The following is a 15,598-nucleotide window of genomic DNA, read 5'->3' on the forward strand; positions in this document are numbered from 1 at the left end:
CCTTGTCCTGGCGGGGTCAGGCGCGCGGCGCCAGCAGGTCGAGCGCGATGCGCGAGAGCGCTTCGACACCGGCCGGGATGCAGCCCTCGTCCGGCTGGTAGTGCGCATTGTGCAGCCGGTCCTGCCGCCCCGGGGCGGAGGAGCCGATGCCGAGCTGGAAGGCCGGCACCCGCTCGGCGAAGGCGGAGAAGTCCTCGGAGCCCATGGAGGGCTCGCCCTCCTGCACCGCCTCGGCGCCGAACTGCGCGATGAGGGCGGCGACGGCCGGGTTCACCACGCGCTCATCATTCACCAGCGGCGGCACCATGCGGCGGTACTCCAGCCGGGCGTTGACGCGCATGCCCGTCTCGATGCCCTGGATCAGGCGCCGCAGGGCGGCCTCGGCCACGTCGCGCGCCTCGGGATGCAGGGTGCGCACGGTGCCCTTCAGCTGCACCCGCTCGGGGATGATGTTGTAGGTGGTGCCACCGACCGACTGGCCGATGGTGACGACGGCGGGCTGCAGCGGCTTCACCTCGCGGCTGACCACGGTCTGCGCCTGGGTGACGAAGTGCGCCGCCGCGACGATGGGGTCCACCGCGGCATAGGGGTGCGCGGCATGGCCGGAGCGGCCCTGGATCTCCAGGTCGAAGAGGTCGGAGGCGGCAAGGCAGGGCCCGCGCACGAAGCTGAAGCGGCCGACCGGCATGTCCGGGTGGTTGTGGAAGCCGAGCGCCATGTCCACGCCCTCGGCGGCGCCGTCGGCGATCATGGCGGCGGCCCCTTGCAACGTCTCCTCGGCCGGCTGGAAGACCAGCACGATTCGCCCGGCAAGCTGCGGCGCCAGTTCCTTCAGGATCTCCGCCGCGCCGAGCAGGGTGACGGTATGGATGTCGTGCCCGCAGGCATGCATCTTGCCCGCCACGGTGCTGGCGAAGGGCAGACCGGTCTCCTCGTGAATCGGCAGGGCGTCCATGTCGGCGCGCAGCGCCAGGGTGGGGCCGGGCATGCCGCCCTCGATGATGCCGAGCACGCCGGTGCGGCCGACTCCGGTGCGGTGCGGGATGCCGAGCCGCGCCAGCTCGGCCGCCACAATGCCGGCGGTGCGGTATTCCTCGAAGGCCAGCTCGGGATGCGCGTGTAGGTCGCGCCGGATCGCTGTCAAGGGGGAGGCGAGCCGGGCTGCAGCGGCCTGGAGGCGTGTCGAGGGATCATTGATCAATAATTCGCGTGTCATGGGTCCGAAGTTCCTGTTCGATGGCCTCAGATTGCGGTTCGCGACAACGATGTTGCGTCGCACAAAAGAGATGAACTTTTATCAATCAATTGTTGCCGCCTTGCCCCGGCGCATCGCCCTGCCATAGGTTGCCTCGCATTGGGCATCAGGGGGAGGTGGAAGTTGTGGGCCGAGGCAACGGCGGGCTGATGAAATCTGCGGGGACCTCATGGATGCCGCCGCAGCATCCCGCTTCCGCGTCGTCGGCGGACATACTCTTCCCTTAACGGATGCGAAGGCCTCGGCGGCAGCCATGAGGGGCCAGTTTCACTCGAAGGTCGATGGTCCGGTCGGGGGCGGCGAGGCGCTGCTACGGTCGGGCTCGGCTGCGCTAAGCGCGTGCCTGCCGCACGCGAGGGGCTCAAGAAAGGATCGGCATGAGGATTAACGGGAAAGATTTTGCCTCAGCGCTGTTGCTACTGGCGCTGGCCGGGCTCGGGCTGTGGTTGAACACCGATCACACGCTGGGCTCGGCGCGCCGCATGGGCCCGGGCTACATGCCGATGCTGACCTTCGGGCTGGAGTTCCTCCTCGGCCTGGCCGTCCTCGGCATCTCGCTGTTCAGCGGGCCGGACCCGCTGGAGCGCTGGACCAAGATTGACTTCGTCGGCCTGTTCCTCGGCGTTGCCGTCGGGCTGGTTGCCTATCCGGTGCTCGTCTCCGTGGCGCCGGCGCTGGGCAACAACTGGTACGCACTCGGCATCGCCATGATGATCGGCTTCGGCGTGATGGCGATCAGCCCTGGCTGGCGCAAGATGGCGCTGATCCTTGCCGGCATGACGGTCTTCGGCGTGCTGCTCGACCGTGGCGGCCTGTTCCTGGCGATCGCCGCCATGGTCGTGATCGCAGCGCTCGCTGATCCTGAGCACCGGCCGCTGGGCGTGCTCGGCAGCGTGGTGTTCCTGATTGTGGTGTGCTGGTGGGTGTTCATCTACGAGTTGGACATCCGCGTGAACATCTGGCCGACTTTCTGAGGGCGACCGGAACATGGAACTTCTCTTCGAGAACCTGGCACACGGCTTCGGTGTCGCCCTCAGCCTGAACAACCTGCTCTTCGCGCTGCTCGGCGCCTTCATCGGCACGGCGATCGGCGTGCTGCCGGGCATCGGCCCGGTGGCCACGATCTCCCTGCTCCTGCCGATCACCTTCGGTCAGCCGGCCACCACCGCCATCATCATGCTCGCCGGCATCTATTACGGCGCGCAATATGGCGGCTCCACCACGGCCATCCTGCTGAACCTGCCGGGTGAGGTCTCCGCCGTCGTCACGACGCTGGAGGGCTACAAGATGGCCCGCAACGGCCGCGCCGGCGCGGCGCTGGCCATCGCGGCGCTCGGCTCCTTCTTCGCCGGTTCGGTCGCCACCATCCTGGTCGCCGCCTCCGGCCCGCTGCTGACCGACATCGCGCTGTCCTTCGGCCCGGCGGACTACTTCTCGCTGATGTTGCTAGGCCTTGTCATATCGGCCGTGCTGGCGCAGGGCTCGGTGGTGAAGTCGGTGGGCATGGTGGTGCTGGGCGTGGCGCTCGGCCTGGTCGGCACCGATGTGCAGACCGGCCAGCAGCGCTTCACCTTCGGTATCCCCGAGCTGTCGGACGGGCTGAACTTCGCGGCCATCGCCATGGGCGTCTTCGGCATCGGCGAGATCATCCTGAACCTGGAGCGCCCCGAGGTCCGCAGCGTGCTCTCCGCCAAGGTGGGCAGCCTGTTCCTCACCAAGGAGGAATGGAAGCGGGCGATCCCCTCGGTGCTGCGCGGCACCCTGCTCGGCTCGGCGCTCGGCATCCTGCCCGGCGGCGGCGCCTCGCTGGCCTCCTTCGGCTCCTACATGATGGAGCGGAAGATGTCGAAGGGCGGCAAGGACTTCGGCACCGGCGCCATCGAGGGCGTTGCCGGCCCGGAGGCGGCCAACAATGCGGCGGCGCAGACCAGCTTCATCCCGCTGCTGACGCTGGGCATTCCCTCCAACGCCGTGATGGCGCTGATGGTCGGCGCGCTGATCATCCAGGGCATCCAGCCCGGCCCGCGCATGGTGGAAAGCCAGCCGGACCTGTTCTGGGGCCTGATCTGCTCGATGTGGATCGGCAATGTCATGCTGCTGGTCATCAACCTGCCGATGATCGGCATGTGGGTGAAGCTGCTGCAGGTGCCCTACAAGTACATGTACCCGGCGATCCTGACCTTCTGCGCGATCGGCGTGTACTCCATCAACAACAACGTGTTCGACGTCTATCAGACGGTCTTCTTCGCGGTGCTGGGCTATGCCTTCGCCAAGCTGAAGATGGAGCCGGCGCCGCTGCTGGTCGGTTTCGTGCTCGGCCCGATGATGGAGGAACATCTGCGCCGCGCCATGCTGCTCTCCCGCGGCGACCCGATGGTCTTCGTCGAGCGGCCGATCTCCGCCGTGCTGCTGGTCATCGCCGCGCTGGCCCTGGGCCTGATGCTGCTGCCCGGCCTGCGCAAGCGGAAGGAGGAGGCGATGGCGGGCTGATCCGCCCCCCCCGCCTGCCCTGCATGCGCCGCCCCGGGCGAGTTGCCCGGGGCGGCTTTCTTTTGTGCGTTGCACTCCGTATCTTCGGCCCCCCAGCGTGGAGATCAGCCTGATGAGCGGAACGGAGCAGCGTCGTATCGTCCCGGTAGTCTTGTGCGGGGGGACCGGCAGCCGGCTCTGGCCTCTGTCGCGCGAGGGCTTTCCCAAGCAGTTCTGGCCGCTGCTCTCCGAGCGGACCATGCTGCAGGACACGGTGAGCCGGGCGGCGGGCCCCGGCTTCGGCAGCCCGCTGGTGGTGTGCAACCAGGGCCACCGTTTCCTGGTGGCGGAGCAGCTGCGCGCTGCGCAGGTTAAGGACCCCATGATCGTGCTGGAGCCGGTGGCGCGCAACAGCGCCCCTGCCATCGCGGCTGCTGCCCTGCTGGCGCATGAGGAGGATCCCGAGGCGGTGCTGTGGCTGATGGCGGCCGATGCCGCCATCGCCGACACCGTGGCGCTCCATGCCGCCCTGGGGAAGGCCGCCGCCGCAGCGCGGGCCGGGCGAATCGTGGCTTTCGGCATGAAGCCGACCTCGCCCGAGACCGGCTACGGCTACATCGAGGCGGGCACGCCGCTGGAGGGGGTGGAGGGCGTCTCCTCCATCGCGAGCTTCGTCGAGAAGCCGGACCTGGCGACGGCGCAGGACTATCTTGAGGGCGGCCGGCATCTCTGGAACTCCGGCATGTTCGTCGCCACGGCGGCGACGCTGCTGGCCGAGCTGGAGCGCCTGGCGCCGGCGCTGCTGGCCTCCGTACGGGCGGCGGTGGAGGGCGCGACGCGCGACCTCGATTTCGTGCGGCTGGATCCCGCCTCCTTCGAGCGCGTGCCCGACATCTCGATCGACTACGCGGTGATGGAGAAAACGAGCCACGCCGCCGTGGTGCCGGCCGATCTCGGCTGGTCGGATGTCGGCTCCTGGGCGGCGCTCTGGGAGGTGGCGGCCAAGGACGCCGCCGGCAATGCGACGCATGGCCCGGTCGAGCTGTACCGGACGAACAACTGCTACGTCCGCAGCGAAGGCATCCTGACCGGGGTGGTCGGGCTGGACGATGCCGTGGTGGTGGTCACCGACGATGCCGTGCTGGCGATGCACCGCAATTGCGCCCAGGACGTGAAGAAGCTGCTGGAGCAGCTCAAGGCCAAGGGGCGCAAGGAGGCGACCGAGCATCGGCGCATGTACCGCCCCTGGGGCCATTACGAGGGGCTGATCCAGGGCGACCGCTTCCAGGTGAAGAAGATCTCGGTGAAGCCTGGCGAGAAGCTCTCGCTGCAGAAGCACTTCCACCGCGCCGAGCACTGGGTCGTGGTCGCCGGCACCGCCGTCGTCGAGCGGGACGCCGAGCGGATCATGCTGCGCGAGAATGAGTCGATCTATCTGCCGCTCGGCTCGGTGCACCGGCTGGAGAACCCCGGCATCATCCCGCTGACGCTGATCGAGGTGCAGTCCGGCTCCTATCTCGGCGAGGACGATATCGTCCGCTTCGAGGACACCTACGGCCGGACCTGAGGAGCGCGCTTCTCCAGCGACTGACAGAAAAAAGATGGGGGTCCGGGGGAATTCCTTCCCCCGGGCCTTCATTTTCTATGTGTCCGGCCATCCCGCCATGGCGCGCACCTCGGCCGGGCTGCGGCCAGCCTCGCGCAGGGCTGCCAGCGTCGGGGCGTTATCCCGCTTCGAAAGCCGCCTGCCGTCCGCTCCCAGCAGCAGCCGGTGGTGCCGGTAGCGCGGCACCGGCAAGCCGAGCAGCGCCTGCAGCAGCCGGTGCAGATCGGTGGCCGGGCGGAGGTCCTCGGCCCGCGTCACCAGCGTCACGCCCTGGAGCGCGTCGTCCTGGGTGACGCAGAGGTGATAGGAGGCGGGCGTATCCTTGCGGGCCAGCACCACGTCGCCGAAGCGGGCCGGGTCGCAGCGGATGCGCCCTTCGCCGAGTTCGAGGAAGGAGAGGGGGCGCGGCGCCCGGTGCAGGGCCGCCGTCATGTCCAGGCGCAGGGCATAGGGTGCGCCGCTGGCCAGCCGCTCCGCCCGCTCGGCGGCGGAGAGCCGGCGGCAGGTGCCGGGATAGAGCAGGCCATCCGGCCCGTGCGGCGCATGGCCGATCGCCGCCACCTCGCGGGCGATGTCGGCACGGGTGCAGAAGCAGGGATAGAGCAGGCCCATCCCCTCCAGACGGTCCAGGGTGGTGCGATACTCCGGCAGGTGCTCGGACTGCACGCGCACCGGCCCGTCCCAGTCGAGCCCGAGCCAGGCGAGATCCTCCAGGATGCCGTCGCGGAGCTCGGGGCGGCAGCGGATGGGGTCGATATCCTCCAGCCGCAGCAGGAAGCGGCCGCCGGCCGCACGGGCGGCACGCCAGCCAAGCAGGGCGCTGTGCGCATGGCCCAGATGCAGGCGGCCGGTCGGGCTCGGGGCGAAGCGCGTGACAATGGTTGCGGGCATCGCCGATCGCGCGTAGCGGATCGGGCACCACCGCAGCAAGGGGATGCCGCATGGCCGCACTGGAAGGGCCGCACTGGGGGCCGAAGGCCGGGGGAGCGCCGAAGCTGATCGTCTTCCTCCTGCACGGCTACGGCGCCGATGGAAACGACCTGATCGACCTGGCGCCGCATTGGGCGCAGGCGGTGCCGGAGGCACTGTTCATCGCACCGCATGCGCCGCATCCCTGCCCGGGGGCGCCCTATGGCCGCCAATGGTTCAGCCTGGAGGACCGGCACCCCGGGCCGTTGCTGGCCGGCATCCGGACAGCCCGGCCGCTGCTGGACGAGACCATCGCCGCCGAATGCGCCGCCGCGGGCCTGCCGGAGAGCAAGGTGGTGCTGATGGGCTTCAGCCAGGGCGCGATGATGTCCCTCTTCACCGGCCTGCGGCGCGAGACCGCGCCTGCCGGCATCCTGGCCTATTCCGGCCGGCTGATCGGGGAGGAGCTGCTCGCCGCCGAGATCCGGAGTCGGCCCCCCGTGCTGCTGGTGCATGGCGAGGTGGACGAGGTGGTGCCGATGGCCGGCAGCCAGGCGGCGGAGGCGGCGCTGGAGGCGGAGGGCGTTCCGGTGGAGGGCATCTACATTCCCCGGCTGGCGCATGGCATCGACGAGATCGGCCTCTCCGCCGGCGGCCTCTTCCTGCAACGGGCTGCGGCACAGATCGCCGGTTCCATGTGACGGCGCTGTGAAACTCGCGCGGCCAAACATTGCGCCGGCCGCGCGGGACTGGCATGAATGAAGCCGCACACCGGCGGCGCCACGAAATCTGGGGCCTGCCCGCCCGGTCCAGGCCCCAGCGCTAGAGGCGCGCAGCTTGAAAGGAGCGGCGCTTGCCTGACGGGATGTCTTTGGGCGGCCAAGGTGGCTTCCCGGCCTTGGTGCTGAACGCGGATTTTCGCCCGCTGTCGTATTTTCCGCTCTCGCTGTGGTCCTGGCAGGACGCGGTGAAGGCTGTCTATCTCGATCGCGTCTCTGTGCTGTCGGAATACGACACCACGGTGCACTCCCCGCGCCATGCCATCCGGCTGCCGAGTGTCATTGCGCTGAAGGAGTACATTCCGGCCGCGCGCCGCCCGGCCTTCACCCGCTTCAACGTCTTCCTGCGCGACAGCTTCACCTGCGTCTATTGCGGCGCCGAGCACCCGACGCATGAGCTGACCTTCGACCACGTCATCCCGCGCAGCCGGGGCGGCCGGACGAGCTGGGAGAACGTCGTCACCGCCTGCGGGCCGTGCAACCTGCGCAAGGGTTCCAAGCTGCCGCGGGAGATCCGCATGTTCCCCCGCCACACGCCGCGCCAGCCGACGAGCTGGGAGCTGCAGGACAACGGCCGCATGTTCCCGCCCAACTACCTGCACGAAAGCTGGCGGGACTACCTGTACTGGGACACCGAGCTGGAGAACTGAAGCCGGCGAGGCCGCTCGCGCCGCGCGGCCCAGAGTGCCAGCCCTCCCACGGCCAGGGCATAGATCAGATTCATTCCGGCCATGGAAACCGGCAGGCCGGGAATGAGATAGGCCGGCTCATCGCAGGGCTTGGCGGGGGTGGCGGACATGCTGGCCAGCAGGTCCTCCACGTTGCGCGCATTGCCGGCGGTGGGGGCGGCGCAGCCGGGCAGGGGGGAGGGCCACCAATGCGCCTCCACCCCCACATGCACCACCGCGAACACCCCCGAGGCCAGGATGGCGAGGCCGGCCAGCGTCAGCAGCCAGCGGCGCGGCAGCCAGAGCGCCAGCAGGGCCAGCGCAGCGCCGACCCAGTAGGGCCAGCGCTGCCAGAGGCAGAGCAGGCAGGGGTTCAGCCCGCCCCAGCGCTCCGTGGCCATGGCGAAGAGCGGCGCGGCGGCGGCCAGCACCGCGATCAGGAGCGGCATGGCTACTCGCCCGGGGAGTCGAGCAGCATCTGGTCCATGGCGCGCGCGGGCTCGGCGCATCCGGCCTGGCCCACCACCCGGGCCGGCACCCCGGCAACCGTGGTGCAGGGCGGCACCGCCTTCAGCACCACCGAGCCCGCGGCGACGCGGGCGCAATGCCCGACCTCGATATTGCCGAGCACCTTGGCGCCGGCGCCAAGCATCACGCCATGGCGGATCTTCGGGTGGCGGTCGCCGCTCTCCTTGCCGGTGCCGCCGAGCGTGACGCCCTGCAGCAGCGAGACGTCATCCTCGATTTCCGCCGTCTCACCCACCACGAGCCCGGTGGCGTGGTCGAGAAAGATGCCGCGGCCCATCCGCACCGCCGGGTGAATGTCCGTCTGGAACACCACGGAGGAGCGGGACTGCAGCCAGAGCGCCATGTCGCGACGGCCCTCCCGCCAGAGCCGGTGCGCCAGCCGGTGCACCGTGATGGCGTGGAAGCCCTTGTAGTAGAGCACCGGCTCCAGGGCGCGGCTGGTGGCGGGGTCGCGGTCCACCACGGCCATGATGTCGCAGCGCACCGCCTCACGCAGCACCGGGTCTTCCTCCAGGGCGCGCTCCAGGGTGCGGCGCAGCAGCGCCTCCGGCAGGTCGGCATGGGCCAGGCGGGCGGCGACGCGGCCGGAGAGGGCGGATTCCAGCGTCTCGTGCTGCAACACCGCCGCGTGCAGGAAGCCGGCCAGTTCCGGCTCGCGCAGGGCGGCCTCCTCGGCCTCGCGGCGGATGCGCGACCAGACAGGGTCCAGCAGGCCGGCGGCCTCGCGCGGGGGGGTCTGCGGCGCGGGATGGGTCATGCGGGCTCCTCGGCGGTGGCGACCGCGCAGGGCGGGACGCTCCGGGAAGCTGGCGCTCCACCCGGCCGCGGTCAAGCGCCGGCACGGCTGGACCGGCTGGCGCTCCGCGCATAGCGTGCCGGGCAGAGGGTCAGCACAGGGAAGGGTCGGCCATGCCGGTGATCTGGGGACGGACGAACAGCAGCAACGTGATGAAGGTGCTCTGGTTCTGCGCCGAGGCGGGGCTGGAACACGAGCGGCGCGATGCCGGCGGCGCCTTCGGCGTCACCAACGAGCCCGCCTACAAGGCGCGCAACCCGATGGCGCTGGTGCCGACGCTGGAGGAGCCGGACGGCTGGTGCCTGTGGGAGAGCAACACCATCCTGCGCTATCTCGCCAGCACGCGCCCTGAGGGCGCCGCCCTGCTGCCGCAGGAGCCGCGCGCCCGTGCCCAGGTGGAGCGCTGGATGGACTGGCAGCTCGCCCATCTCACCCCGCCGATGACGACGATCTTCTTCACCCATGTCCGCACGCCCGAGGCGGAGCGCGACTGGCCGGCCACCCAGGCGGCGCTCACCCAGGCCGGCAAGCTCTGGCGCATCCTGGACCGGCAGCTCGAGGGCAGGCCCTATGTGGAGGGCGCCTTCTCGGTGGCCGACATCGCCTTCGGGCCGCATATCCACCGCTGGTTCGCGCTGCCGGTCGAGCGGCCGGACCTGCCCAACCTGCGCGCCTGGTACGACCGGCTGCTGGCGCGGCCGCCCTTCGCCCGCATCGTCGCGGGACCGATGAGCTGAAAGGAAGTGGCGGGCTGCGTGCGCTGCCCCCGTGACGGCGCGCCGCGCTTGCGCTAGACCCGTTCCGCCGCGCGAGAGTGGCGGAACGGTAGACGCAGACGACTCAAAATCGTCCGACCTCGGTCATGGGGGTTCGAATCCCCCCTCTCGCAGTCTCCCTCAGCGATCGGTCAGGCGCAGCTCGATGCGCCGGTTGCGCGCCAGCGCCTCGGGCGAGTCGCCCGGGTCGATCGGCTGGTTGTCGCCGAAGGCCGCCGCCGCGACATGGTTGGCCGGCAGCCCCTGGGCGATCAGGAACTGCGCCACCGCGATGGCGCGCGCCGCCGAAAGCTCCCAGTTCGAGGCATAGCGGCCGCCCGGGCGCACCGGGCTGCGGTCGGCATGGCCATCCACGCGCAGGATCCACGGCAGGTCGGCCGGGAATTTCCGGCTGACCTCCTTCAGCACCTCGGCCAGCTCGCGGAGCTGCTGCTGTCCGGCGGCGGAGAGATCGGCGCCGCCGACGGGGAAGAGCACCTCGCCCTGGAAGACGAAGCGGTCGCCCACGATGCGCACCTCGGGCCGCTCGCCCAGCACGTCGCGCAGCCGGCCGAAGAAGTCGCTGCGGTAGCGTTGCAGCTCCTCCACCCGTGCCGCCAGGGCGGTGTTCAGCCGCTGGCCGAGATCGGCGATCTGCGCGTCCTTGTCGCGGCCCGTCTTCTCCTGCACGTCGAGCAGCCCGGCGAGGCGGGCCAGCTCCGACCGCAGCTCGGTGAGCTGGCGGTTCAACAGCGCCACCTGGGCCTGGGCGCTCTCGGCGAGGCGGGCCTGCTCGCCGGCGCGGGCCTCCGCCTGCTGGCGGCGCTCGGCCTCGCCACTGGCCTGCTGCTCCTGCGCCTCGGCGCGGGAGAGGGCCTCGGCCACCCGCTTCTCCAGCTCGTCGCGCAGGGCGGTCAGGGCACGGATCTGCTCGGCGAGACGGGCCATTTCCTGCTGCTGCTGCCCGGCGGTCTGCTGCGCTGCCTGGAGCTGCTGACGGGTCTGCTCCAGCGCCGTGGCGTTCTGGTCGCGGCTGGCCTCGGCCGCCGTGGCGCGGGACTGCAAGGCCTCGATCTGCGCCCGCGCCGCCTGCAGGTTCTGCCGCTCATCGGCCAGGGTCCGGCGCGTCTCGGTCAGGTTCTGCAGCGTCTGGGCGGTGTCGCCGCCGATCGTCTCGGCGCGGGACCGGGCAGCCGCCAGCCGCTCCTCCAGGCTGGCGATACGCGCGGCGGAGCCGCTGGCGGTCAGCTCCAGGTCGGCCAGCCGGGCGGCCAGCCGGTCCCGCTCCACCTTCAGCGCGTCGCGCTCGGCGCCCTGGCGGTCGCGCTCCTCGCGCAGGGAGGTCACCTGCGCCAGGGCGGCGTCCCGCGCGCCGGTGGCGATGCGAAGCTCGTCCGAGAGCCGCGCGAGATTGGTGCGCAGCTCCTGGCCCTGGCTGCGCTCCAGCGCCAGCATGTCGGACAGCTCGGCCACCTGCTGGTTCAGCCGGTCCAGCGCCTTGTCGCGCGAGGTCAGCGTGACGGAGAGGAAGCCCTGCGCCAGCACGAAGACCAGCAACACGAAAATGATGACCATCAGCAGCGTGGAGAGTGCGTCCACGTAGCCGGGCCAGGCGTTCGGCGCTTCCCGCGCGCCGCCGCGTCGGCTCAGGGCCATGGCGTCAGGCTCCGCTCACCGGGGGCTGTCACCGGGGGCTCTCGTCGGCCAGCGCGGCGATGGTGCGGGCGAGGATCTTGATCTCGCCGCGGATCTCGGCGGTGGCCTGGGCGCGGCCATGGGCGAGATCCTCCACCAGCCTGGCCATGTAGACCTCGAGGTTGCGCAGGTGGATGCGCGAGGCCTCGTCGAGCACGCCGTGCATCTGGATCTGCTGCTGCGCCTCGGCCAGCCGGCTGAGGGTCGGCACCAGGCCGGACTGCGCCTCGGCGAAGCGCTGCATCAGCACCTGCTGGGCGCGCATCTGGTCGGTCATCAGGGAGAGGCGGTCGGTCAGCGTGTTGAGCGCCTGGGCGCTGGCGGCGCGGCCTTCCTCGCCGCGCGCCAGGATGCTCTGCAGGTTCTCCAGGTTCTCGGCCGTCTGCTCCAGCAGCGCCTGGACATAGGCGGGGACGGAGCCGCCGGTCTCGGCGCTGTCCCCCAGCACGCCGGAGGAGAGGCGGGTGACGCCCGCCAGCCATTCCTCCAACTCGTAGTAGAAGCGGTTCTGCGCCTGCCCCGCCGTCAGGTCGAGGAAGCCCAGCACCAGCGCGCCGGAGAGGCCGAGCAGCGAGGAGGAGAAGGCCACGCCCATGCCGCCCAGCGGCTGCGCCAGCCCGGACTTGAGCTGGTTGAAGAGCTGGTTCAGGTCGCCCGAGCCGACCGACATGGTGTTGATGACGTCGGCCACCGAGCCGATGGTCAGGATCAGGCCCCAGAAGGTGCCGAGCAGGCCGAGGAAGATCGACAGCCCGGTCATGTAGCGCGACAGCTCGCGGCTTTCGTCGAGGCGCGAGGCGATGCCGTCGAGCAGGCTGCGCATGGCGGGGGCGGAGAGCGAGATGCGGTCGCCGCGCCGGGTGGCGAGCATCGAGGCCATCGGCGCCAGCAGGCGCGGCGGCGTGTGGCTGGAGCCGCCCGGACGCGCGGTGCGGAAGCCCTCCAGCCACTCCACCTCCGGGCGCAGCCCCAGCACCTGACGGATGTTCCAGCCGATGCCAAGCAGCAGCACCGCGAAGATCACGCTGTTCAGCACCGGATTGGCGGCGAAGGCGCGGGTCAGCGCACCCGAGAGCACCACGGCGATGGCGGCCACGGCGGCAAGGAACACCAACATCCGCAGCAGGTACTGGGTGGGGCGGGTCATGGGCGGCTCGGGTTCTCGCTGGCGGTGGTGTCGCTGCGGGCAGAGGGCGGCAGCAGCTCGATGGCGTTGCGCGCCTCGGGGGTGCGGCCCAGGGGGCGGATGTCGATGCGGGTGCCGTCCAGCCCGCCCTGCTCCAGCACATGCCGGATCGCGAGGGCATGCGCCAGCGAATCCCGGCGGGCGAGCGAAACGTCGTCGGGGGGATTCGCGACCTGCGCCACCAGCGTCACCCGGCCTGTCGTCTGGTCAGCCAGCCAGCGGGCGATCTCGGTGAGGGCGGCGTGGGGGGCGCCCTCCACCATGCCGCGTGCCAGCGAGCCGGTCAGTCGCCAGCCGCCGCCCGGCATGGCCTCGATCCCGCGCGGCAGGTTGAAGCCGGGCTGCGGCATGACGGGGGCGGGGCGGGGCGGACGCGTCAGGTCCGGCGGCGCCGGGGCGTTGGAGGCAGGGGCGGAGGGGAGCCGGCCGTTCGGTGCCTGCGCATGGGCAGGTGCAAGCAGCGCCAGCAACGCCAGCAGCGGGGCCGCCCGCCGCAGTGGCGGAAGGAATGGAAGGGATGAGGCGCGCATCGTTGCGCAGCCTAACCCACATCTGCGGGAGGGGAAACGGGCGCCCGGTCGGCGCCCGCCCGGCTTCAGCCCTCGCCGCGTGCCTTGCCGACGAGAGCGATGCCCTCGTTCACCGCCTCCCGCAGCTTGGGCTGCAGGAAAGTGTTGCCGGCGATGACATTGCCGCTGGCGAAGGAGTCGCCGCCCTCCGGGTCGGTCACGTAGCCGCCGGCTTCCTTCAGGATGATCAGGCCGGCGGCGATGTCCCAGGGCTTCAGGCCCAGCTCCCAGTAGCCGTCGTAGCGGCCGGCGGCGGTCCAGGCGAGGTCGAGCGCGGCGGCGCCCATCCGGCGGATGCCCGCCACCTGCGGCATCAGCCTGGCCAGGATGGCGCTGAACTCGGCCTTGCGCGGCACCTTGGCGAAGGGGATGCCGGTGGCGAAGACGGCGCTCAGCATGTCGCGCCGGCCGGAGACGCGCAGGCGGCGGTCATTGAGGAAGGCGCCCATGCCCTTCTCGGCCCAGAACAGCTCGTCGGCGGCCGGGTTGTAGATGACGCCGGCGACGATCTCGCTGCTGTTCTCGCCGGTGCGCTTCTCGATGCCGATCGAGATCGCCCAGTGGGGAATGCCGTGCAGGAAGTTGGTGGTGCCGTCCAGCGGGTCCACCACCCAGCGCCACTCCCAGTCCTCCTTGCCGCTCTGGCCCTCCTCTTCGCCGAGGAAGGCGAAGTTCGGGCGGGCACGGCCGAGTTCGGTGCGCAGCATTTCCTCCGCGCGCGTGTCGGCCTGGGAGACGAAGTCGCCCGGCCCCTTGGTGCTCACCTGCAGCTGCTCGACCTCGCTGAAGTCACGGAGCAGGCGGCGGCCCGCCTTCTGCGCGGCGGCCACGACGACATTCAGGGCGGGGGAGAGGCGGGCGGATGCGGCCACGATGGGGGAACTCCGGATGACGGATGCGCTGCTCGGCGGGCGGGGGGCGCCCTGCCGCGTTCTCCCGCCGGGAAGCCTTGGCCTCCCGGACCTCCCACCGTCCGGCAGCGGAGAACCGGTGAGGGGAAACAGGGTTCCGGGGCGCGGGGAAGGCGCCCCGCGGGCCGCAGGGCTCAGCCCTTGGCGCGCTCGACGTAGGAACCGTCCTCGGTCTTCACCACGATCTTCTCGCCGGCGGTGACGAAGGGCGGCACGAGGGTCTTGACGCCGTTGGAGAGCACGGCCGGCTTGTAGGAGGAGGACGCGGTCTGCCCCTTCACCACCGGGTCGGCCTCGGCCACTTCCAGCGTCACGTTGGGCGGCAGGTCCATCGCCACCGGGTCGCCCTCGATCAGCTTCACCGAGACGGTCATGTTCTCGGTGAGGAAGGGCAGGCGATCGCCGAGGATGGCGGCCGGGACGATCGTCTGCTCGAAGGTCTCGGGGTCCATCAGCACCAGGTTCTCGCCATCGGAATAGGAGTAGGTGAACTCCTTGTCCTCGGTCATCAGCCGCTCGACGGTATCGGCGGTGCGCCAGCGGTCATCCTTCTTGGTGCCGGTCTTGATGTCGCGCATCTCGACCTGGATGAAGGCGCCGCCCTTGCCCGGAGTGATGATCTGGATCTTCAGCACCGTCCAGCGCCGGCCCTCGTACTCGATGACCTGGCCGGGGCGCATCTGGTTGGCCTGCTGCTTCATGGCGTGGCACCTGCTTCACGGGGCTGAACGAACAAGGCGCGGGGCGTCGAGCCACCGCACGGGCGGGCGGCCTTTACCCGCCATGCGCGGCGGAGGCAACCATTCCGCGCGCAGGCGCGCCCCATTCGCGAGGGGCCGCTCAGCGGTGGGGGCTAGGCGCAGCCTCCAGGCGATCAAAGAGTGCCTCGAACTCAGCCAGCAGGAGCTCTGGCGGGGAGGCCGGGCCGGCACGGCCACCCAGCGCTGCTTCCAGCTCGCGCCGGAGCTGTGCCAGCAGGGCGGGTCTGTCGGAAGTGCTCTCCAGCATCTGGCGCAGGGCGCGCTGCCCGACGGCGCGCAGCAGCTCGTGCTCCAGTGCGTCCAGTTGCTCGGCGGCGCCTCCCGGCAGTGGTGTCGGCCGGCAGAGGGAAGGGTCGGTGCTCACAGCCGGAATGTGCGAAGCCGTTCTTCGATGAGGCAAGCATAATCCGCAGGGATTTGTGCCCGCCGGTATATTCCGGCCGAAGGAGATGCGTTCCGGAGGCTGAGCGGAACGCGGCGCTTTCTGCAGCAGCGGTGGGCGGCTGCCGGCAAGAAGAGGTGCCGTATCAATTTTTGGATTTACGGCGAAAACAACCTCGCGTTTCCGTGATGCTCGTGGCAGGAAAGAGTCGTTCCAGCCTCGTGGAGCGTTCCGTGAACCACGCCCCCTTTCGAGCCTTTCCCCCCGCCGCCCCAGGATCCTTCTTCCGGCTGATCGGCCGCATCGCGGAAGCGCAGGACAGGGCCCGG

General features: G+C 70.6%; 16 protein-coding genes and 1 tRNA gene. 7 read left to right on the plus strand and 10 right to left on the minus strand.

What is annotated here, in order from left to right; translation table 11 throughout:
• Positions 1-16 precede the first annotated feature (16 nt).
• Positions 17-1,216, minus strand: coding sequence for a M20 family metallopeptidase (locus QMO56_RS14685; RefSeq protein ID WP_283526775.1), 1,200 nt, complete (start codon positions 1,214-1,216; stop codon positions 17-19).
• A gap of 416 nt (positions 1,217-1,632) precedes the next feature.
• Between QMO56_RS14685 and QMO56_RS14690 the strand changes: the two genes are divergently transcribed.
• The 3 genes from QMO56_RS14690 (at position 1,633) to QMO56_RS14700 (ending at position 5,291) form a co-directional block, all read left to right on the plus strand.
• Positions 1,633-2,229 carry a hypothetical protein gene (locus QMO56_RS14690; protein ID WP_283526777.1) on the plus strand — a complete coding sequence of 199 codons (597 nt, stop codon included), beginning with the start codon at positions 1,633-1,635 and terminating at the stop codon, positions 2,227-2,229.
• Positions 2,230-2,242: 13 nt separating this feature from the next.
• Positions 2,243-3,745: a tripartite tricarboxylate transporter permease gene (locus QMO56_RS14695; RefSeq protein ID WP_283526779.1), complete on the plus strand. Its 1,503-nt coding sequence runs from the start codon at positions 2,243-2,245 to the stop codon at positions 3,743-3,745.
• Positions 3,746-3,857: 112 nt separating this feature from the next.
• A complete protein-coding gene (locus QMO56_RS14700; protein WP_283526781.1) occupies positions 3,858-5,291 on the plus strand; it encodes a mannose-1-phosphate guanylyltransferase/mannose-6-phosphate isomerase in 1,434 nt (477 codons plus the stop codon).
• A gap of 75 nt (positions 5,292-5,366) precedes the next feature.
• Here QMO56_RS14700 and gluQRS read toward each other — a convergent pair whose 3' ends face one another.
• A complete protein-coding gene (gluQRS, locus tag QMO56_RS14705) occupies positions 5,367-6,221 on the minus strand; it encodes a tRNA glutamyl-Q(34) synthetase GluQRS (RefSeq protein WP_283526783.1) in 855 nt (284 codons plus the stop codon).
• A 50-nt stretch (positions 6,222-6,271) separates the two neighbouring features.
• Between gluQRS and QMO56_RS14710 the strand changes: the two genes are divergently transcribed.
• Positions 6,272-6,940, plus strand: coding sequence for an alpha/beta hydrolase (locus QMO56_RS14710; protein WP_283526785.1), 669 nt, complete (start codon positions 6,272-6,274; stop codon positions 6,938-6,940).
• Positions 6,941-7,092: 152 nt separating this feature from the next.
• A complete protein-coding gene (locus QMO56_RS14715) occupies positions 7,093-7,668 on the plus strand; it encodes an HNH endonuclease (protein WP_283526787.1) in 576 nt (191 codons plus the stop codon).
• On the opposite strand, the gene QMO56_RS14720 is transcribed toward QMO56_RS14715, so the two are convergent.
• Positions 7,635-8,135, minus strand: a complete 501-nt coding sequence (locus QMO56_RS14720) for a disulfide bond formation protein B (RefSeq protein ID WP_283526788.1) — start codon at positions 8,133-8,135, stop codon at positions 7,635-7,637. The genes QMO56_RS14715 and QMO56_RS14720 overlap by 34 nt on opposite strands.
• Positions 8,136-8,137: 2 nt before the next feature.
• Entirely contained in the window at positions 8,138-8,971 is an 834-nt protein-coding gene (gene cysE, locus QMO56_RS14725; protein ID WP_283526790.1) for a serine O-acetyltransferase, read from the minus strand.
• Between the two features lie 152 nt (positions 8,972-9,123).
• Between cysE and QMO56_RS14730 the strand changes: the two genes are divergently transcribed.
• Together QMO56_RS14730 and QMO56_RS14735 are read left to right on the plus strand one after the other, a co-directional pair.
• Entirely contained in the window at positions 9,124-9,747 is a 624-nt protein-coding gene (locus QMO56_RS14730) for a glutathione S-transferase family protein (protein WP_283526792.1), read from the plus strand.
• 71 nt (positions 9,748-9,818) lie between these two features.
• A tRNA-Leu gene (locus QMO56_RS14735) sits at positions 9,819-9,899 on the plus strand.
• Positions 9,900-9,906: 7 nt separating this feature from the next.
• Here QMO56_RS14735 and QMO56_RS14740 read toward each other — a convergent pair.
• From QMO56_RS14740 to QMO56_RS14765, 6 genes are all read right to left on the minus strand, one after another.
• The gene (locus tag QMO56_RS14740) at positions 9,907-11,421 is read right to left on the minus strand and encodes a peptidoglycan -binding protein (RefSeq protein WP_283526794.1); all 1,515 of its coding nucleotides are present in this window, start codon (positions 11,419-11,421) and stop codon (positions 9,907-9,909) included.
• Positions 11,422-11,449: 28 nt separating this feature from the next.
• The gene (locus QMO56_RS14745; protein ID WP_283526796.1) at positions 11,450-12,607 is read right to left on the minus strand and encodes a MotA/TolQ/ExbB proton channel family protein; all 1,158 of its coding nucleotides are present in this window, start codon (positions 12,605-12,607) and stop codon (positions 11,450-11,452) included.
• Complete coding sequence (locus tag QMO56_RS14750) at positions 12,604-13,176, minus strand: hypothetical protein (protein ID WP_283526798.1); 573 nt, start codon at positions 13,174-13,176, stop codon at positions 12,604-12,606. The genes QMO56_RS14745 and QMO56_RS14750 overlap by 4 nt, the downstream gene beginning before the upstream one ends.
• 65 nt (positions 13,177-13,241) lie before the next feature.
• Entirely contained in the window at positions 13,242-14,087 is an 846-nt protein-coding gene (locus QMO56_RS14755) for an inositol monophosphatase family protein (protein WP_283526800.1), read from the minus strand.
• A 173-nt stretch (positions 14,088-14,260) separates the two neighbouring features.
• Positions 14,261-14,827, minus strand: a complete 567-nt coding sequence (gene efp / locus QMO56_RS14760; RefSeq protein WP_283526802.1) for an elongation factor P — start codon at positions 14,825-14,827, stop codon at positions 14,261-14,263.
• A 139-nt stretch (positions 14,828-14,966) separates the two neighbouring features.
• Positions 14,967-15,251 (minus strand): hypothetical protein, encoded by a 285-nt coding sequence (locus tag QMO56_RS14765; protein WP_283526804.1) that lies wholly within the window; start codon positions 15,249-15,251, stop codon positions 14,967-14,969.
• Between the last annotated feature and the right edge of the window lie 347 nt (positions 15,252-15,598).

It is taken from the genome of Roseomonas sp. E05 (assembly GCF_030063475.1).
In the GTDB taxonomy this organism is placed as follows: domain Bacteria; phylum Pseudomonadota; class Alphaproteobacteria; order Acetobacterales; family Acetobacteraceae; genus Pseudoroseomonas.